This is a genomic window from Paraferrimonas haliotis (assembly GCF_002282895.1).
In the GTDB taxonomy this organism is placed as follows: Bacteria; Pseudomonadota; Gammaproteobacteria; order Enterobacterales; family Shewanellaceae; genus Paraferrimonas; species Paraferrimonas haliotis.
In genome coordinates this window covers 357,058-373,305 of the sequence record NZ_NRRB01000004.1, presented here as the reverse complement: position 1 = coordinate 373,305, position 16,248 = coordinate 357,058, and the positions used below count along the sequence as shown (strand labels likewise).

The window sequence follows — 16,248 nt, the reverse complement described above, 5'->3', positions numbered from 1 at the left end:
GGAAGGATTCGAACCTTCGAAGGCTGAGCCGTCAGATTTACAGTCTGATCCCTTTGGCCACTCGGGAACCCCTCCACGAGTGCGGTGCATAATATTCAATGTTGGCATGCATGTAAAGTGCTAGCGTTCAATCAATGCAATAAACTTGATTAACTGCCCAGATTTTCGTCAAGATGGGGGCTAAGTGAGCACTGTTAGTGTGTTCAACGCAGTTTGAGTGATGTGAGCGAAACCTATGTTGTTACTCCAGCTTTGCTTTATAATCTAGCCAATTCTGTTTCTACGATGGTGTTGTGTCATTAAGGCAAGGAAATTAATGTTCGATTTATCTTCTACACGGTTAAATAAATACATCAGTGAAAGCGGTGTCTGCTCTCGTCGAGATGCGGATCGTTACATTGAACAAGGCAATGTGTTTATTAACGGCAAACGGGCGCAAGTAGGGGATCAAGTATTTCCTGGCGACCTGGTTAAAGTAAACGGCCAAGCCATTGAACCGCGTGACGCTGACGATTTGGTGATCATCGCGTTAAACAAGCCGGTAGGTATTGTCAGCACCACTGAAGCAACAGAGCGCAATAACATTACCGACTTTGTCAATCACAGTGATCGAATTTTCCCCATAGGCCGGCTAGATAAAGACTCGCAAGGGTTGATCTTCCTTACCAACAACGGCGACTTAGTGAACAAAATTTTACGAGCCGGCAATAATCACGAGAAAGAATATCTGGTCACCGTCAATAAGCCTGTAACCGATGATTTTGTTAACGGCATGGCGGCCGGTGTCCCTATCCTTGGGCTAAAGACCAAACGCTGTAAGGTATCCAAAGCCTCTAATTTTGTTTTTAGAATCACCTTAGTACAGGGCTTAAACCGACAAATTCGGCGAATGGCTGAGCACTTTGGTTATGAGGTGACCAAATTAGAACGCACCCGGATTATGAATGTGAGTCTTAAAGGTTTACCGGTGGGCGAATGGCGCGATTTAACCGAGTCGGAACTAAAAAAATTGCTGAGCATGATCAAAGACTCATCCTCAGAAGCTAAGCCTAAAGCCAATCAGGCTAAGCCGAAACGCAAACCGTTAATCCCAGGCCCTATCGATAACACCCCCAAGGGACGTCGCTCTAAGTCGAATAAACCGGGCGCTGGTAAAAAGCACAAACCACCAACGTCAAAAGGCAAAGCGGGTGGGGGACGTAAACCAAAACGTTCCCGTTAGAATGTGTGAAGAATGGCAAGAGTATTGGTTCGATCACAGACTCTCGAACAATTATCAGTACTATATCGCTGTTTGTTGTGTGGCTAACACTAGCCGTTTTAATGGATTGGAGAATTCTTTTGAGTAATGATAACCCGTTAACCCAAGTAGCTGATTGCTGTGGAAACTTCGTTGAAATCGGTACCGTAATTAGCGAGACGGATACCGAAATGACCCTCAATTTTGGCGACATCAACGAGGCTTCTCTTGCTCAATTGGAGCTACAACGTCAAGCCATCGTTGCACGTTTTGATAATGCTCAAGTTAAGCAGGTTGAAGCGAATGGCCAATTACAGCTGCAGGTGATTTTTGAGGTGGCGGCCGAGAAATTAATTTATCAGATGTCATTGCGATAAATGGCTGAGCAGGTCAGCGACCGCAGCATTTTTTAAACTTCTTACCACTGTTACAAACGCAGCTGTCATTGCGACCCGGCGGTTGCGGGGTTCTTTGTTGACCACTGGTGTAATACCAAAGTCCTTCGTGACGTACGAAATCGGAACGTTCTCTTAAACCATCCAGCTTGTTTGATGGTTTATCTTTAAACCACGCACAAAACTCGACTTGTGCGTGGTTTGCATCGATTGAATTAGCTTGATAAATGGTTAAACCAAGCCAATGGGTATTGTCAAAAATGGTTTGCAACTCTTCTCGAGTAGGTACTTTGTCGGCTTTGTGGGTACTAATGATAAAGGCATCATTAGCAATACAGTAAGCACTATATCGAGCGCGCATTAATTGCTCTGCGGTTTCAGCCTGTTGATGTTGCTGATGGACGGGTTGGCAACAGTCAATGTAGCGCTTACCGGAACCACAATAACAATCAGTCACACTGGATTACTCCCAAGTAGAATTAATTTTTCCCGCTGGTGTCATTCCGTAATACAGTCCGGGTTGCGAAAGTGCATCCAAATAATGATTGGCGTCGGTATGGCTGGCGGAATCAAGGGCGACCATCCATTGTTTACCATTGCGCTCAAATTGCCATACAAACTTACCAGCGAAATGGGTTATGGGTTGCTCGGTATTTTTTGCCGGTCGAAATTCAACAATATAATAACCCACATCCGTCACTTGATTATTGCCTACTAAGCGCTTTACGACTCTAAAGTCGATATCAACGGTTGCGTTCTTTTTTTGAACCTTCTTAAAAAAGGTGTCGTAAGATTTCTTAATGGCTTGAGTACCGGTGATGATGGTGGCTTTGGAGCTGCCGGGTACGTATACCGCATCGGCTTCATATAAGCTTTCAACAAAACTGGCATCGAGTTGTTTAAAGCCATCGCGCATAATTTGATAGCGCTCGTTAATGTACTGTTGATCCTGGGCATTAAACTTATTGTCATTGATACTTGCCATGGTATCGGTGACGAAAAACAAGGCTAAACTGCAAAGGAGTAGTCGTTTCATATTTTTATTATCGTTAGAATAGCGAGTATTATGGACTATAAACCAGAGCCTTAAGGGCCGATAGCATTAGATCTTTACAATTTGTGTATGAAAGAGAATTTTTGCCGTGCAAACCGATGATTTAGATGCCTTTAAGGCAGAAATGGGTGACGTAAAACCCCTTAAATCTGACAATCGAATGGTCAGTCAGGTACAAACGGGTCCAACGGAAGCGCAATTAGCCAGACGCGCAGCCGCTGTGGCTCGCAATGAAGTGCACGCCTTGAGTGCCGAGCCGACTTTTATTACCCCAGTCGATCCGGACGATTATTTAGAATACAAGAAATCCGGGGTTCAGGACGGGGTTTTTAAGAACCTGCGTTTGGGTAAATACCAAGTGGAAACCCGTCTCGACCTGTTTGCTATGAGCCCAGAGAAAGGTCGCGATGCCTTAGTTACCTTTATCAAAGATTGCCAAACGCGCAACATGCGCTGTGTGCTTATCAACCATGGCGAAGGTTTGCGCTCCAAACCCTTCAAGGGACTAATGAAAAGTTTTGTCGCCCATTGGTTGGTGCAAATTGATGACGTGTTAGCGTTTCACAGTGCTCAACGTCATCATGGCGGCGTTGGCGCTGTGTACGTTATGTTGCGAAAAAGCGCTGAGAAAAAAGCGGAAACTCGCGAACAAAACCGTAAAGGCTAACAGGCAATCAAAAAGGCCACCGCGAGGGTGGCCTTTTATCTGAGCATCGACGACTTAAACGGTTTTGTTGAGTCTCGATTCAATCAGTACATCAATCACGCTTGGATCGGCTAGGGTGGTTGCATCGCCAAGGTTAGTGACTTCGTTAGCGGCAATCTTACGCAAGAATCGTCGCATAATTTTACCGCTTCGGGTTTTAGGCAAGCCGCTGGCCCATTGAATTAAGTCTGGGGTTGCTAGGGCGCCGATTTCTTTACGCACCCATTGACGCAACTCCTGACGCAACTCTTCGGTTTCTTCTAGGTCATGATTTAGGGTGACGTAGGCATAAATACCTTGGCCCTTGATGTCGTGAGGGTAACCCACTACGGCCGCTTCGGCGACGTCATGATGCGCCACTAAGGCACTTTCAATTTCAGCGGTTCCCAGACGGTGACCAGAAACGTTAATCACGTCATCGACACGACCGGTAATCCAGTAATAACCGTCTTCGTCTCGTTTCGCGCCATCCCCGGTAAAGTACATGCCTCTGAAGGTTTTAAAGTAGGTCAGTACGAACCGGTCATGGTCGTTGTAGACTGAGCGCATTTGCCCTGGCCATGAATCCAGTAGCACCAAATTGCCTTCACCTGGGCCTTCAATAAGGTTGCCAAGGTTGTCCACCAAGGCCGGCTGTACGCCAAAGAACGGACGAGTTGCAGAGCCGGGCTTAGCGTCCGTCGCACCCGGCAGCGGTGAAATCAAAATACCGCCGGTTTCCGTTTGCCACCAGGTATCGACAATCGGGCAGTTATCTTTACCAATAACGTCGTTATACCAGCGCCACGCTTCTGGGTTAATGGGCTCACCCACCGAGCCCATTATTCGTAATGAGCTGCCGTCAAAGTTGTCAAACTGCTCTTCACCTTCTGCCATTAGCGCGCGAATCAAGGTTGGGGCGGTATACAAAATATTAACTTTATGACGGTCCACCATTTCGCCTAAGCGAGCCGGAGTCGGATAATTAGGCACACCTTCGTGCATTAAAATGGTGGCGCCATTGGCAAGCGGCCCATAAACCATATAGGAATGACCGGTAATCCAGCCTACATCGGCGGTACACCAATAAATTTCACCGGGTTTGTAGTCGAACACGTATTCGTGGGTCATGGATGCATACACCATGTATCCGCCGGTGGTATGCAGCACGCCTTTGGGGTTACCGGTAGAGCCTGAGGTGTACAACAAAAACAGTGGATCTTCGGCGTTCATCTCTTCCGCAACACAGTATTCAGAGGATACCGCCATTAAGTCGTGCCACCATACGTCGGTACCGTCGTTCCAGTTGATGTCGCCACCGGTGCGATTTAGCACAATCACTTTTTCAATGGTGTTTACATCTGGGTTCTTAAGAGCTTCATCGATGTTGGCTTTCAATGGGATTTTACGACCGGCGCGAATGCCTTCATCGGCGGTCACGATTACTTTAGAGCGTCCATCAATGCAACGAGCTGCAATGGAGTCTGGCGAGAAACCGCCAAAGATTACCGAGTGAATTGCACCGATTCGAGCGCAGGCAAGCATAGCAACCGCAGCCTCCGGCACCATAGGCATGTAGATGGTGACAACGTCACCGCGGCGCACGCCTTGACTGCGCAGCGCATTGGCAAAGCGACACACATCCGAATGCAGTTCGGCATAACTGATTTTACGCTGCTCATTGGCGTCATCGCCTTCCCAAATGATGGCGGTTTGATCGCCTTTGCCTTGTAGGTGGCGGTCCAGACAATTTTGCGAGGCGTTTAAGGTGCCGTCATAAAACCACTTAATAAACAGGTTGGAGTCGTCAAAAGATACTTTGCGCACTTTGTTAAAGGGCTTGATCCAATCGATACGCTGGCCATGCTCGCGCCAAAAGCCTTCTGGGTTAACAATCGACTCTTGATACATTTTGCGATATTGCTCTTCATTCACTAGAGCGTTTTGCGCGATGCTCTCTGGCACCGGATATAGAGACGGCGTGGTCATGATAGGTTCCTTGCTACTTATTAGGATATGGTGAGTATCTTGTTTTTTAGGTGGATAACTCCATTAGACCATAGTCTAGTTCGCTTGCAACGCTAGAAAAAATAAGGATGTTAACCTTTGGTTTTAGTAGCCAAAGCAGCGTTTTTTTTGGTTCAATGGGGGCTACTTATGTATGAGTTCGCTCATTACGCAACTAATTGTTAGCAAAGGCCAATAATAATAATGAATCTATCGGTAGTGGCGGCGGGCATTGCACTGGTTTACGTTAGCGTGCTGTTCATTTTAGCCTGGGGTGCTGAACGGTATTTAAAAGGCGTTAGAAAGAAAACACGCTCTGCCATTTATGTGTTGTCGCTGGCGGTGTATTGTTCGTCTTGGAGTTTTCTTGGCACCGTAGGCTCAGCGGCTGACAACATGTGGTCGTTCGTTCCCATCTATTTAGGCCCGATTGTTATCTTCCTGCTAGCGTTTCCGATTTTACGCAAGATGGCGCAGGTTTCTAAGGCCCAAAACACCACATCAGTGGCGGACTTTATTGCCGCTCGCTACGGTAAGTCGCAAACCTTAGCGGCGGTCATTACCTTAATTGCATTGCTCGGCATCATGCCCTATATCGCTTTGCAAATTAAAGCCATGGTTTTTAGTTTTGGGTTATTTCAAACATCAGGTCAGACGTTTGAAGGAAACCGCTTAGCGTTTATCGTGAGCGTGATATTGGCCATTTTCGCCATTTTATTTGGTACTCGAAAACTCGACGCTACTGAGCACAATCCGGGTATGATATTGGCTATTGGCGTGGAGTCCATTGTTAAGTTGGTGGCTTTTGTCGCCGTGGGGCTGATCATTTGCTTTACGGTGTTTAGCGATGGCCAACAACTGATTGATGCCGCCCTTGCAGAGCCTCATTGGTCACAGATTCAATTGAACCGCTTTCTGCCAGAACTGCTCATGGCCAGTGCTGCCTTTTTATGCATGCCCCGAATGTTTCACGTAATGATGGTGGAATGCGAATCCGAGCAAGACATTCAACGGGCTCGTTGGCTATTTCCCTTATACCTAATCGTTTTTGCAGCTCTGATTGCGCCGTTAGCATTGGCGGGAAAACAAGTGTTTGGGGTGTCGGTTGATGCCGATACTTATGTGATTAATCTGCCGCTGCACTTTGGTTATGACTGGTTGGCGCTAATTGCATTGCTTGGTACTATTTCAGCGGCGACGGGTATGGTGATTGTGGCGGTGGTTACCATTAGCGTAATGGTGTCCAATGAATGGGTGCTGCCATTATTGCTGCGAAGCGGTTCGCTTAGAACACGCAATTACAATCAATTTGCGCAGCTTTTGTTGAACAGTCGTCGCATTGCAATCGCGGTGATCTTGTTAATGGGCTATGCCGCCTATATTAATTTGAACGACACCGGCTCCTTGGCGAAATTGGGAATGCTGTCGTTTGGTGCCTTTGCTCAGTTAGCACCGGCCTTAATTGGCGGTATGATTTGGAAGCAGGGCAACCATATTGGCGTGTTTTCAGGACTAATCGTCGGCTTTGGCCTGTGGCTCATGATTCTGCTGCAACCGCTGACTCAGCAGCCGTTAACCGCCGATTACGATTTGCCACTGCTGGCCCAAATAACACCGGACGTACGAGATGTGGTATTAGCCTTGTTTGCCAATATCGTTTGTTATGTGCTGGGCTCCATATGGTTTCGCTCCAGCGTGCTTGAGCGCATTCAAGCATCCAGTTTTGTTAACCCTGAGCGTTTTAACAAAAGCGCCCCTAGAAAAATCATTGTCAGCCAACAAGATTTGTTGATTTTAGCCAGTCGCTTTATTGGTGCAGAGCGAGCTTATCAGAAATTCGCCGACTTTGACGCAGACGCGGTAAGTAACGAAAATTGGAACAAATCCGCCAGTCCTGAGCTCATTAGCTACACTGAGCATTTGTTATCCGCCGTATTGGGTGCATCTAGCACCTCTTTGGTGATGCAGTCGGTATTAGATGGTCGCGACTTGGGCCTAGATGAAGTGTTCTCTTTAGTGGATGAAGCGTCCACTAAAATCATTTTAAGTCAAGACATGCTCAGAGGCGCTATTGAACATGCCTACGAGGGCATGAGCGTGGTCGACAAAGACTTAAGGCTGGTGGCTTGGAATTATCGCTATCAAAGCCTATTTCACTACCCAGATGGCTTTTTACAAGCGGGCATGCCGGTGGAAGACATCATTCGCTTTAATGCCGAGCGGGGCTATTGCGGGCCGGGTGAAGTTGAGGAGCATGTTCGCCGTCGAGTGCAGCACATGCGAAATGGCACCGCCCACAGCTCTGAGCGGCAACGCTTAGACGGTATGGTAATCAAAATCCAAGGCAACCCCATGCCTGATGGCGGATTTGTTATGACCTTCACCGACATTACCCAATATCGACAGCAAGCTCAGGCATTGCAAGAAGCTAACGATAATCTAGAGGCGCGGGTTAACGAACGTACCCATGAATTGGCCATGCTTAATGCGCAATTGCTGGAAACCAAGCACAAAGAAGAGCGAGCCAACGCCTCTAAGTCTAAATTCTTAGCGGCGGTTGGGCACGATCTCATGCAACCGCTGAACGCCGCTCGTTTGTTCACCGCTTCACTGTCACAGCAGCATAATCTGGACAATGACGTGGCGGCCACCGTTGGTCATATCGACAGTTCGCTCAGAGCGGCGGGGGAGCTATTAACGGATCTATTGGACATCAGCCGCTTTGACTCAGGCAAAGTAGAAATCAACCGTAACCAGTTTGCCATTGACGATTTGCTGCAAGAATTAGCGGTGGAGTTTGCTGCAATGGGGGCAGACCAAGGTACCGGCTTTAGCTGGCATAAATCCGGCGTAACCATTGACTCTGATCTCAACTTATTAAGACGGATTTTACAGAACTTCTTAACCAATGCCTTTCGTTATGCGAAAGGGCGGCGGGTGGTACTTGGCTGTCGTCGTCGCAACAACATGCTTGAAATTCAAGTATGGGATACCGGCTGTGGCATTGAGCCGGATAAATGCGATCAGATATTTGAAGAATTTTACCGTTCCGATGTGGGCAAGAAAACCAGCGAAAATGGCTTGGGGCTCGGATTAGCCATTGCGCAGCGTATCGCTAACACCATGGAGCATAAGTTAACGGTGCGCTCTTGGTATGGCCAAGGCTCTATGTTTGGTGTCAGCGTACCTATGGTGGCAGGGGATCATCGACCCGTACCGCAAAGCATTCCGTCTATGTTGCAACCCTTGGCGGGGGTTGTGGTGCTGTGCATCGATAACGAAGAAGCCATTTTAGCGGGTTACGAAAGTCTGTTAACTCGTTGGAAATGCGAGGTCATTTGCGCCACCGACTTAGCGGATGCCCGCATTAAGCTGGGTCTTAAGGGAGTAGCGCCACAAATCATACTGGCGGATTATCAGCTGGACGATGGGCTTAATGGTTTAGACGCAATGGTGGATATTCGCGCGCGTTATGGGGCAGAGATCCCGGGGGTTCTAATTACCGCCAACACCAACAAGCGCTTAGTAGAGAAGGTGGAATCGCTTGGGTTTAGGTACATGGCGAAAATGGTAAGGCCAGCGGCATTGCGGGCCTTGATGTCGAGCTTATTAAGCCACAAGCATTCGTAAAGACGACGATATTAGAGTGCGGTTTTTTCCATTTCAAGCCGTTGCAGCTCGATGACGGCTTGGGTGCGATTACGCACCCCAAGCTTGCGAAAAATAGCGGTGGCGTGGGCTTTAATAGTGGCTTCGGATACGCCAAGATCATAAGCAATTTGCTTGTTTAACAGCCCCTCTGCGAACATATGCAGTACTTTATGTTGCTGCGGGGTGAGCTCAGACAAGCGATCCGCAACCATATCCACATCATCTGCTTGCAGGGGTTCAAGGTTCATGCCGCTTGGCAGCCAAATTTCGCCATCAAGTACGGTTTGCAGGGCTTGGGCTAATGTGTCCATATCCGCCGATTTAGGAATAAAGCCCATGCTGCCGTATTGCAACGCACGCCGAACGGTGGTGGCATCTTCGTGCGCCGACACCACGACTACCGGAATATCAGCATGGTGGCTGCGCAGATGAACTAAGCTGGAATAGCCATGACTGCCGGGCATTTGTAAATCTAACAACACCAAATCAAAGACGGTATCGCCTTGTTCAAGTTTCGCTCTCAGGGCGTCACCACTGTCTGCTTCAAACCACTGAGCTTTTGGAAATTGCGACGCTAGCGCTTGTCGCAAGGCGTTGCGAAACAAGGGGTGATCGTCGGCGATCAAAATGCTCAGTGATGATTGTTCAAACATGTCGGCTCTTTTCCTTTAAGCTCTTGTTAGTTAATGGTGCGTGGCAACCTCTAATGTAGCAAAGTTTGCTTATAAATGAATCGCTTTCCACCCAATTAAGTTGCAGCGCTCTCGGTTAATTGGACCCATTTAATAGCGCTAACCGCTGTCTTGAAGCACTGGCTAGTTCGCGAATTAAGGTTTCGGAGTCTTGCCAATGCAAACAAGCATCGGTGATGGATTTTCCGTACTCAAGCGGCGCATCCGGCGACAAGCTTTGGTTGCCTTCTTTCAAGAAGCTTTCCGCCATGATGCCGGCAATGTGGGTCGAGCCATCGCGCATTTGCTGCATAATGTCGTTAGCCACGTCTAACTGCCGCTTGTGTTGTTTGAGGCTGTTGCCGTGACTGAAATCCACCACCAAGCGTTGTGGCAATCCGGCTTTCTCTAAAGCAAGGCAACAGCTGTCGATGTCTTGCTTTTGATAATTCGGTGCTTTGCCGCCGCGCAAAATAATGTGTCCCCAGGGATTACCGTGGGTCCGGTAGACTGCCATTTGGCCATCTTTATCGGGGGAATAAAAAATGTGGGGTGCGCGGGAAGCTCGCACCGCATCTACGGCAATTTTTACGTTGCCATCGGTGCCGTTTTTAAAGCCAACAGGGCAGGACAGAGCCGACGCCATTTCACGGTGGATCTGACTTTCAGTGGTGCGGGCACCAATGGCGCCCCAAGTAATCAAATCGGCGATGTACTGACCGTTCACCATGTCTAAAAACTCAGTAGCAATGGGCAGTTTTAGCTCGGTGATTTGTTGCAACAATTGGCGAGCCATGCGCAGGCCTTTGTTGGGGCTAAAGCTGCCGTCTAAATCGGGATCAGATATCAAGCCTTTCCAACCTACTATGGTGCGTGGCTTTTCAAAGTAGACGCGCATCAAAATGCAAATGTCGTCTTTAAGCTCATGATGCAAGGCCGCCAGTTTTTCAGCGTATTCTATTGCGGCTTTGGTATCGTGAATGGAGCAAGGACCGATGATCACCAGTAAGCGGTTATCATCGCCATTGATGATGTTTTGCACTTGCTTGCGGGCATCTACCAAATAGTTCGCAGCGTCTTCAGATAATGGAAACTCGCTTTCAAGCTGTGCAGGAGAAATCACATTGCACAATAAACTGGTGCGAAGTTCGTCTGTTTTAATGGTCATTTAACAACCTAAATCGTTCGTAAGAGCGTGTAATTGCGCCAAAGTATACCCAATGGCGCGCGGTTACACACCAAGATTTAGTATCTTTTAGAACATATGACGCTCTAAACCGGTTTCCGCTAAAATTTTAGTGGCAATCTCTTCGACCGATTTATTGGTGGTGTCGACGTAAGGAATGCGTAACTTTTTATACATCATCTCCACTTCTTGAACTTCGGTACGGCATTGACGCATGGAGCTGTAGCGCGAGTTGTTCATGCGATTTTGGCGAATTTCATGCAACCGAGCTGGGTTAATCGTTAGCCCAAACAGCTTGTGCTTTTGCGCTTGTAAAGCCGGTGGCAGTTTTAAATTGTCCATGTCGTCTTCAACGAACGGATAATTCGCCACTTTAATGCCAAACTGCATGGATAAATAAAGCGATGACGGAGTTTTGCCACAGCGAGAAACCCCCAGCAGAATCAAGTCGGCTTTATCAAAGTTCTTCAGGGTTTGGCCATCGTCATTATCTAAGGCGTAATGAATGGCTTCGATGCGGCCGTCGTAGGTTTCATTGGCAATACTGTGTGTGCGGTGCATCACAGGTTTGGCAGAAACTCCCAGTTGTTGCTCCAAGGGCGCCACAAAAGTGTTCAAAAAATCGTGATCTAACCCCTCGGATCCATAAATAACATCCCTAATTTCCGGCGAAACGATGGAATGAAACACTAATGGACGTTCGCCTGTTGTAATAAAACTTTCATTGATGTCGGCGACCACCTCGTGAGCTTTTTCCACAGTCTCTACAAACGGTATGGTTAGCGCGTTGAATTCTAAAGGGAATTGCGAAAGTACGGCGTGACCAAATACCTCAGCTGTAATTGCTGTGCCGTCAGAAATGTAAAAAACTTGTCTTGCCATTTTGGCCTCGTGTAGTAATAAAATTACATTATAAAATAGGGTTTTACGTCACTCTGTAGCCAGTGTAAAATGCCGCTGCCCGTAAAAAAAGGGGCTAATCAATTTAATTTTTCGGAGAAAAATAAAGTGCAGCAATACGTACTCTGGTATGAAGAACTCGGTATGCACGATGTGAATTCCGTTGGCGGAAAAAACGCATCACTTGGAGAGATGATCAGCAACCTGGCAAACGCCGGTGTTCAAGTTCCTGGTGGCTTCGCGACCACTTCTTACGCATTTAACGAGTTTCTAGAACAAAGCGGTTTGAACCAGAAGATTTACGATGTGTTGGACAAGCTTGACGTTGATGACGTTAATGCCTTGGCCGAAGCTGGTGCAAACATTCGTCAATGGATTATCGACACTCCTTTCCAACCGGAATTAGAACAAGCCGTATCCGACGCTTACGCGAAATTGGAAGACGGTATGGATGGTGTTTCATTCGCGGTTCGCTCCTCGGCCACCGCTGAAGACATGCCAGACGCTTCGTTTGCCGGTCAGCAAGAAACCTTCTTGAACGTTCGCGGTTACGATGCGGTTATCGTAGCGGTTAAACACGTATTTGCTTCTTTATTTAACGACCGTGCCATTTCTTACCGTGTGCACCAAGGCTATGACCACCGTGGTGTGGCCTTGTCTGCAGGCATTCAGCGCATGGTACGTTCAGACATTGCCTCATCCGGCGTAATGTTTACCATTGATACCGAATCCGGTCATGACGATGTGGTGTTTATTACCTCATCATACGGTCTGGGTGAAATGGTGGTACAGGGTGCAGTAAACCCTGATGAATTTTACGTTCACAAGCCAATTTTAAGCCAAGGCAACAAAGCCGTTGTGCGTCGCAATATTGGCAGCAAGCTGGTGGAAATGGTTTACTCCGAAGACCAAGGCCACGGCAAACAAGTTAAGATCCAAGACGTTGCTGCAGAAAAGAGCAACAGCTTCTCTATCTCTGACGCTGAAGTGGAAGAGTTGGCTAAGCAAGCGGTTATCATTGAAAAGCACTACGGTCGTCCAATGGACATCGAGTGGGCTAAAGATGGCCTAGATGGCAAGCTGTACATTGTACAAGCGCGCCCAGAAACGGTTCGCTCTCGTGAAGATGTGCAACTGATTGAGCGCTACCACTTAAAGCAAAGCGGTAACGCCATTGTTGAAGGCCGTGCCATTGGCCACAAAATTGGCAGCGGTACTGCCAAGGTTCTAAGCTCCATTGCCGAAATGGACAAAATCCAGCCAGGTGACGTATTGGTTACCGACATGACTGACCCAGATTGGGAACCTATCATGAAGCGCGCCAGTGCTATTGTCACCAACCGTGGTGGCCGTACTTGTCATGCTGCCATTATTGCGCGTGAGCTAGGCGTGCCTGCGGTTGTGGGTTGTGCCGATGCGACCGACAACATTACCAACGGCGAGAAAGTCACGGTTTCTTGTGCCGAAGGCGATACCGGCTACATCTACCAAGGTGAGTTAGAGTTTGAAGTAACGTCATCTCGTGTTGATTCCATGCCTGAGCTACCGCTGAAAATTATGCAAAACGTGGGTAACCCAGATCGTGCCTTTGATTTTGCTCGTCTTCCAAGTGCCGGTGTTGGTCTTGCTCGTCTTGAGTTCATCATCAACCGCATGATTGGTGTGCACCCGAAAGCTTTGCTTGAGTTTGATCAGCAAGACGAAGCCACCAAAGTAGAAATTCGTGAAATGATGGCGGGTTACGACAATCCTGTTGAATTCTACATTGCTCGTTTGGCGGAAGGCATCTCCACCATTGGCTCTGCGTTCTACCCGCAAAAAGTGATTGTTCGTATGTCGGACTTTAAGTCGAACGAATACGCCAACTTAGTGGGCGGTAATCGCTATGAGCCGGAAGAAGAAAACCCAATGTTGGGCTTCCGTGGCGCTAGCCGTTACATCTCTGAGTCGTTCCGCGACTGTTTTGCACTTGAGTGTGAAGCCATTAAGCGAGTTCGTAACGACATGGGCTTAACCAACGTGACCATCATGATCCCGTTTGTGCGCACCTTAGAAGAAGGCCGTAAAGTGATTCAGTTACTTGAAGAGCAAGGCTTGAAGCGCGGTGAAGACGGTCTCGAAGTCATCATGATGTGCGAACTACCGTCAAACTGCCTAATGGCGGATGAGTTCTTGGAAATCTTTGATGGTTTCTCCATTGGCTCAAACGACTTAACTCAGCTTACTCTTGGTTTGGATCGCGACTCAGGCATTATTAGCCACCTATTCGATGAGCGTGACCCAGCGGTTAAGAAAATGCTGGCAATGGCAATTAAAGCTGCTAAAGCCAAAGGCAAGTACGTGGGTATCTGTGGACAAGGTCCATCGGATCACGCCGACTTCGCTGCATGGTTGGTAGAGCAGGGCATTGATAGTGTATCGCTTAACCCTGATACCGTGGTTGATACCTGGTTATACCTTGGTAAAAACGCCTAACTTGTAAGTAAGCCATTAAACCGAAAAGACCTAAGCATTGCTTAGGTCTTTTTTTTGGCTAAGTGCTTACGCGGGCTCAGGCTTATTGAACCGCGTGGGCAAACTCTTCAGCAAACGCGCTAAAGGTTCGGGCCGGTTTACTGGTTACTCGCTCAACCGTGTCGGTTACGGTTGCGTAATGGCCTTCGCCAAACCAGGCTAAAATTTCCGCCAGCTTTTCGGCGGTCCAATCATCCATGCCCGCTTGTTTCATGGCTTGCTCAGCATCGTCTTGGGATACCGCTACATACTCAATGGGTTTACCAGCGGCTTGGCTTAGCATTTGAGCTTGCTCTGAAAAGGTAAGCGCCTGTGGGCCCGACAGCAAATAGGTTTCACCGGTATGGCCGTCTTGGGTAAGGGCGGTTAGGGCCACCGCTGCAACGTCGCGAATATCAACAACACTTTGCTTGGCATTGGCTAGGGGTAAAAAGAATTTGCCCATGGCATTAATGGTACCCAAACTTCCGTACAAGTTTTGAAAGAAGGAGTTAGGCTGCACTATGGTGTAACCAAGGCCACTGTTTTTTAGAAGATCATCTGTGACAACGTGGGTGCGAATGATCTCTGAATTGGCGTCTTTTGCGGCGCCCATACCCGACAGTTTTACCACCTGTTCAACGCTAGCGGTTTTCGCCGCATTAATGATGTTGACCATCCAGTCTTCGTTACTAGGGTGCGCTGGCATGGCCACATAGATTTTGCGGATGCCTTGCATGGCCTGAGTCAGCTTGTCGCTGTCATCGAAGGTGGCGATACGAACTTGATCGACGTTTAGGTTCAGTTTGTCAGCGGCCGTGTCACTGCGCGCCATTACGTAAAACTCGTGATTGTTGGCTTGCAGTTGACGCACCAATTCAGCGCCTGTATTACCCGTTGCTCCAAGAATTAAAATGCTCATATCGTGCCTCTAAAGAATGGTTGTTGATTCATTGATAAACACTATAGCTCACACCAAAATGATTGACTAGGCAGTAAAAGTGACGTTTACTATCCCATATTTGGGATAATTGATGCGCGTATGGCAGGAACCTCTATGAACGATCTCAATGGCTTGGTGATTTTTGCTAAGGTCGCCACGTTCAAAAGCTTTGCAAAAGCGGCCCGGGCCATGAATGTACCCACCACCACAGTCAGCCGCAAAGTGCAGGCGTTGGAGCAGCAGCTTGGGGCTAAGCTGTTAAATCGTTCCACCAGAACCTTATCGCTCACGGAAGTTGGCGAGCAAATTCTTCCTAAAGCTCAGCTGATTACCGATACCCTAACCGAAGTCGAGTTAGACGCCGAGCAAGCAGGTACTAAACCCATCGGCACCTTGGTTGTGAGCGCGCCGCCGGCATTAAGTCGAGATCTGTTGGGCGGATTACTCGCGCAGTTTCACCGTCGTTACCCCAGCATTGATGTCAATCTAATATCCTCCAATCGTTTTCAAGATCTCACCAAGCAAAACATTGACTTTGCATTACGACTAGGGCCATTAACGGACTCCAACTTAATCGCACTGCCGTTATCGAAAGTGCACTACTGTCTAGTGGCCAGTGCCGACTACTTGGCCGAACATCCGACACCGCAACACCCAAACGAGCTAGAGCAGCACAGCCTTATTCGAAACCATGTGGATGGTTTTTATTTGCCGTGGAAGTTTCAAGACGAACAAAGCACCTTTGAAGTCAACCACACCGGCAAGCTGATTTGCGATGACTTGCAGGTGGCTAAAGAAATGGCAGTTAATGGCGCAGGCATTGCCTATTTACCCTATTCCATAGTCGGTGGCAGTATTGACAATGGCGAGCTTAGTCCGTTACTGGCGGAGTATATTAATCAAGATAAGCGCATGCTGCTTGTGTATAAAGAGCGCCAATATCTGCCGCTAAAAAGCCAGTTGTTTTTGCAGTTTATAAGGGAAAGAAAAGGAGAGTTTGAGGTGTTGTTGGCGCCTTAGCCG

13 protein-coding genes and 1 tRNA gene are annotated in these 16,248 nt (G+C 48.0%); 6 read left to right on the top strand and 8 right to left on the bottom strand.

Annotation, left to right across the window (positions count from 1 at the left end; all coding sequences use genetic code 11):
* Window positions 1-67, bottom strand: a tRNA-Tyr gene (locus CLC91_RS14990).
* Window positions 68-316: 249 nt separating this feature from the next.
* Between CLC91_RS14990 and rluF the strand changes: the two genes are divergently transcribed.
* Window positions 317-1,222, top strand: coding sequence for a 23S rRNA pseudouridine(2604) synthase RluF (gene rluF / locus CLC91_RS10845; protein ID WP_095500434.1), 906 nt, complete (start codon window positions 317-319; stop codon window positions 1,220-1,222).
* 119 nt (window positions 1,223-1,341) lie between these two features.
* The gene (locus CLC91_RS10840; RefSeq protein WP_158220729.1) at window positions 1,342-1,617 is read left to right on the top strand and encodes a DUF406 family protein; all 276 of its coding nucleotides are present in this window, start codon (window positions 1,342-1,344) and stop codon (window positions 1,615-1,617) included.
* A 13-nt stretch (window positions 1,618-1,630) separates the two neighbouring features.
* On the opposite strand, the gene CLC91_RS10835 is transcribed toward CLC91_RS10840, so the two are convergent.
* Together CLC91_RS10835 and CLC91_RS10830 are read right to left on the bottom strand one after the other, a co-directional pair.
* A complete protein-coding gene (locus CLC91_RS10835) occupies window positions 1,631-2,092 on the bottom strand; it encodes a YchJ family protein (protein WP_095499247.1) in 462 nt (153 codons plus the stop codon).
* A 6-nt stretch (window positions 2,093-2,098) separates the two neighbouring features.
* Entirely contained in the window at window positions 2,099-2,671 is a 573-nt protein-coding gene (locus CLC91_RS10830; protein WP_143812009.1) for a YybH family protein, read from the bottom strand.
* Window positions 2,672-2,777: 106 nt separating this feature from the next.
* Between CLC91_RS10830 and smrA the strand changes: the two genes are divergently transcribed.
* Window positions 2,778-3,356 (top strand): DNA endonuclease SmrA, encoded by a 579-nt coding sequence (gene smrA, locus CLC91_RS10825; protein ID WP_095500431.1) that lies wholly within the window; start codon window positions 2,778-2,780, stop codon window positions 3,354-3,356.
* A gap of 54 nt (window positions 3,357-3,410) precedes the next feature.
* On the opposite strand, the gene acs is transcribed toward smrA, so the two are convergent.
* On the bottom strand, window positions 3,411-5,363 hold the full coding sequence (gene acs / locus CLC91_RS10820; protein ID WP_095499250.1) for an acetate--CoA ligase: 1,953 nt from the start codon (window positions 5,361-5,363) through the stop codon (window positions 3,411-3,413).
* Between the two features lie 222 nt (window positions 5,364-5,585).
* Between acs and CLC91_RS10815 the strand changes: the two genes are divergently transcribed.
* Window positions 5,586-9,011 carry a PAS domain-containing hybrid sensor histidine kinase/response regulator gene (locus CLC91_RS10815; RefSeq protein ID WP_095500430.1) on the top strand — a complete coding sequence of 1,142 codons (3,426 nt, stop codon included), beginning with the start codon at window positions 5,586-5,588 and terminating at the stop codon, window positions 9,009-9,011.
* Between the two features lie 11 nt (window positions 9,012-9,022).
* Here the strand turns inward: CLC91_RS10815 and CLC91_RS10810 are convergent, their stop codons facing one another.
* The 3 genes from CLC91_RS10810 to ppsR form a co-directional block, all read right to left on the bottom strand.
* The gene (locus CLC91_RS10810; protein ID WP_095499252.1) at window positions 9,023-9,685 is read right to left on the bottom strand and encodes a response regulator transcription factor; all 663 of its coding nucleotides are present in this window, start codon (window positions 9,683-9,685) and stop codon (window positions 9,023-9,025) included.
* A 115-nt stretch (window positions 9,686-9,800) separates the two neighbouring features.
* The gene (locus CLC91_RS10805; protein ID WP_095500429.1) at window positions 9,801-10,871 is read right to left on the bottom strand and encodes a 3-deoxy-7-phosphoheptulonate synthase; all 1,071 of its coding nucleotides are present in this window, start codon (window positions 10,869-10,871) and stop codon (window positions 9,801-9,803) included.
* Window positions 10,872-10,958: 87 nt separating this feature from the next.
* A complete protein-coding gene (gene ppsR / locus CLC91_RS10800) occupies window positions 10,959-11,771 on the bottom strand; it encodes a posphoenolpyruvate synthetase regulatory kinase/phosphorylase PpsR (protein ID WP_095499254.1) in 813 nt (270 codons plus the stop codon).
* Window positions 11,772-11,897: 126 nt separating this feature from the next.
* On the opposite strand from ppsR, the gene ppsA reads away from it, so the two are divergent.
* A complete protein-coding gene (ppsA, locus tag CLC91_RS10795; RefSeq protein ID WP_095499343.1) occupies window positions 11,898-14,264 on the top strand; it encodes a phosphoenolpyruvate synthase in 2,367 nt (788 codons plus the stop codon).
* 82 nt (window positions 14,265-14,346) lie between these two features.
* Here ppsA and CLC91_RS10790 read toward each other — a convergent pair whose 3' ends face one another.
* Entirely contained in the window at window positions 14,347-15,204 is an 858-nt protein-coding gene (locus CLC91_RS10790) for an SDR family oxidoreductase (RefSeq protein ID WP_095500428.1), read from the bottom strand.
* 135 nt (window positions 15,205-15,339) lie between these two features.
* Between CLC91_RS10790 and CLC91_RS10785 the strand changes: the two genes are divergently transcribed.
* Window positions 15,340-16,245 carry a LysR family transcriptional regulator gene (locus tag CLC91_RS10785; protein WP_095500427.1) on the top strand — a complete coding sequence of 302 codons (906 nt, stop codon included), beginning with the start codon at window positions 15,340-15,342 and terminating at the stop codon, window positions 16,243-16,245.
* The last annotated feature ends 3 nt before the right edge of the window (window positions 16,246-16,248 follow it).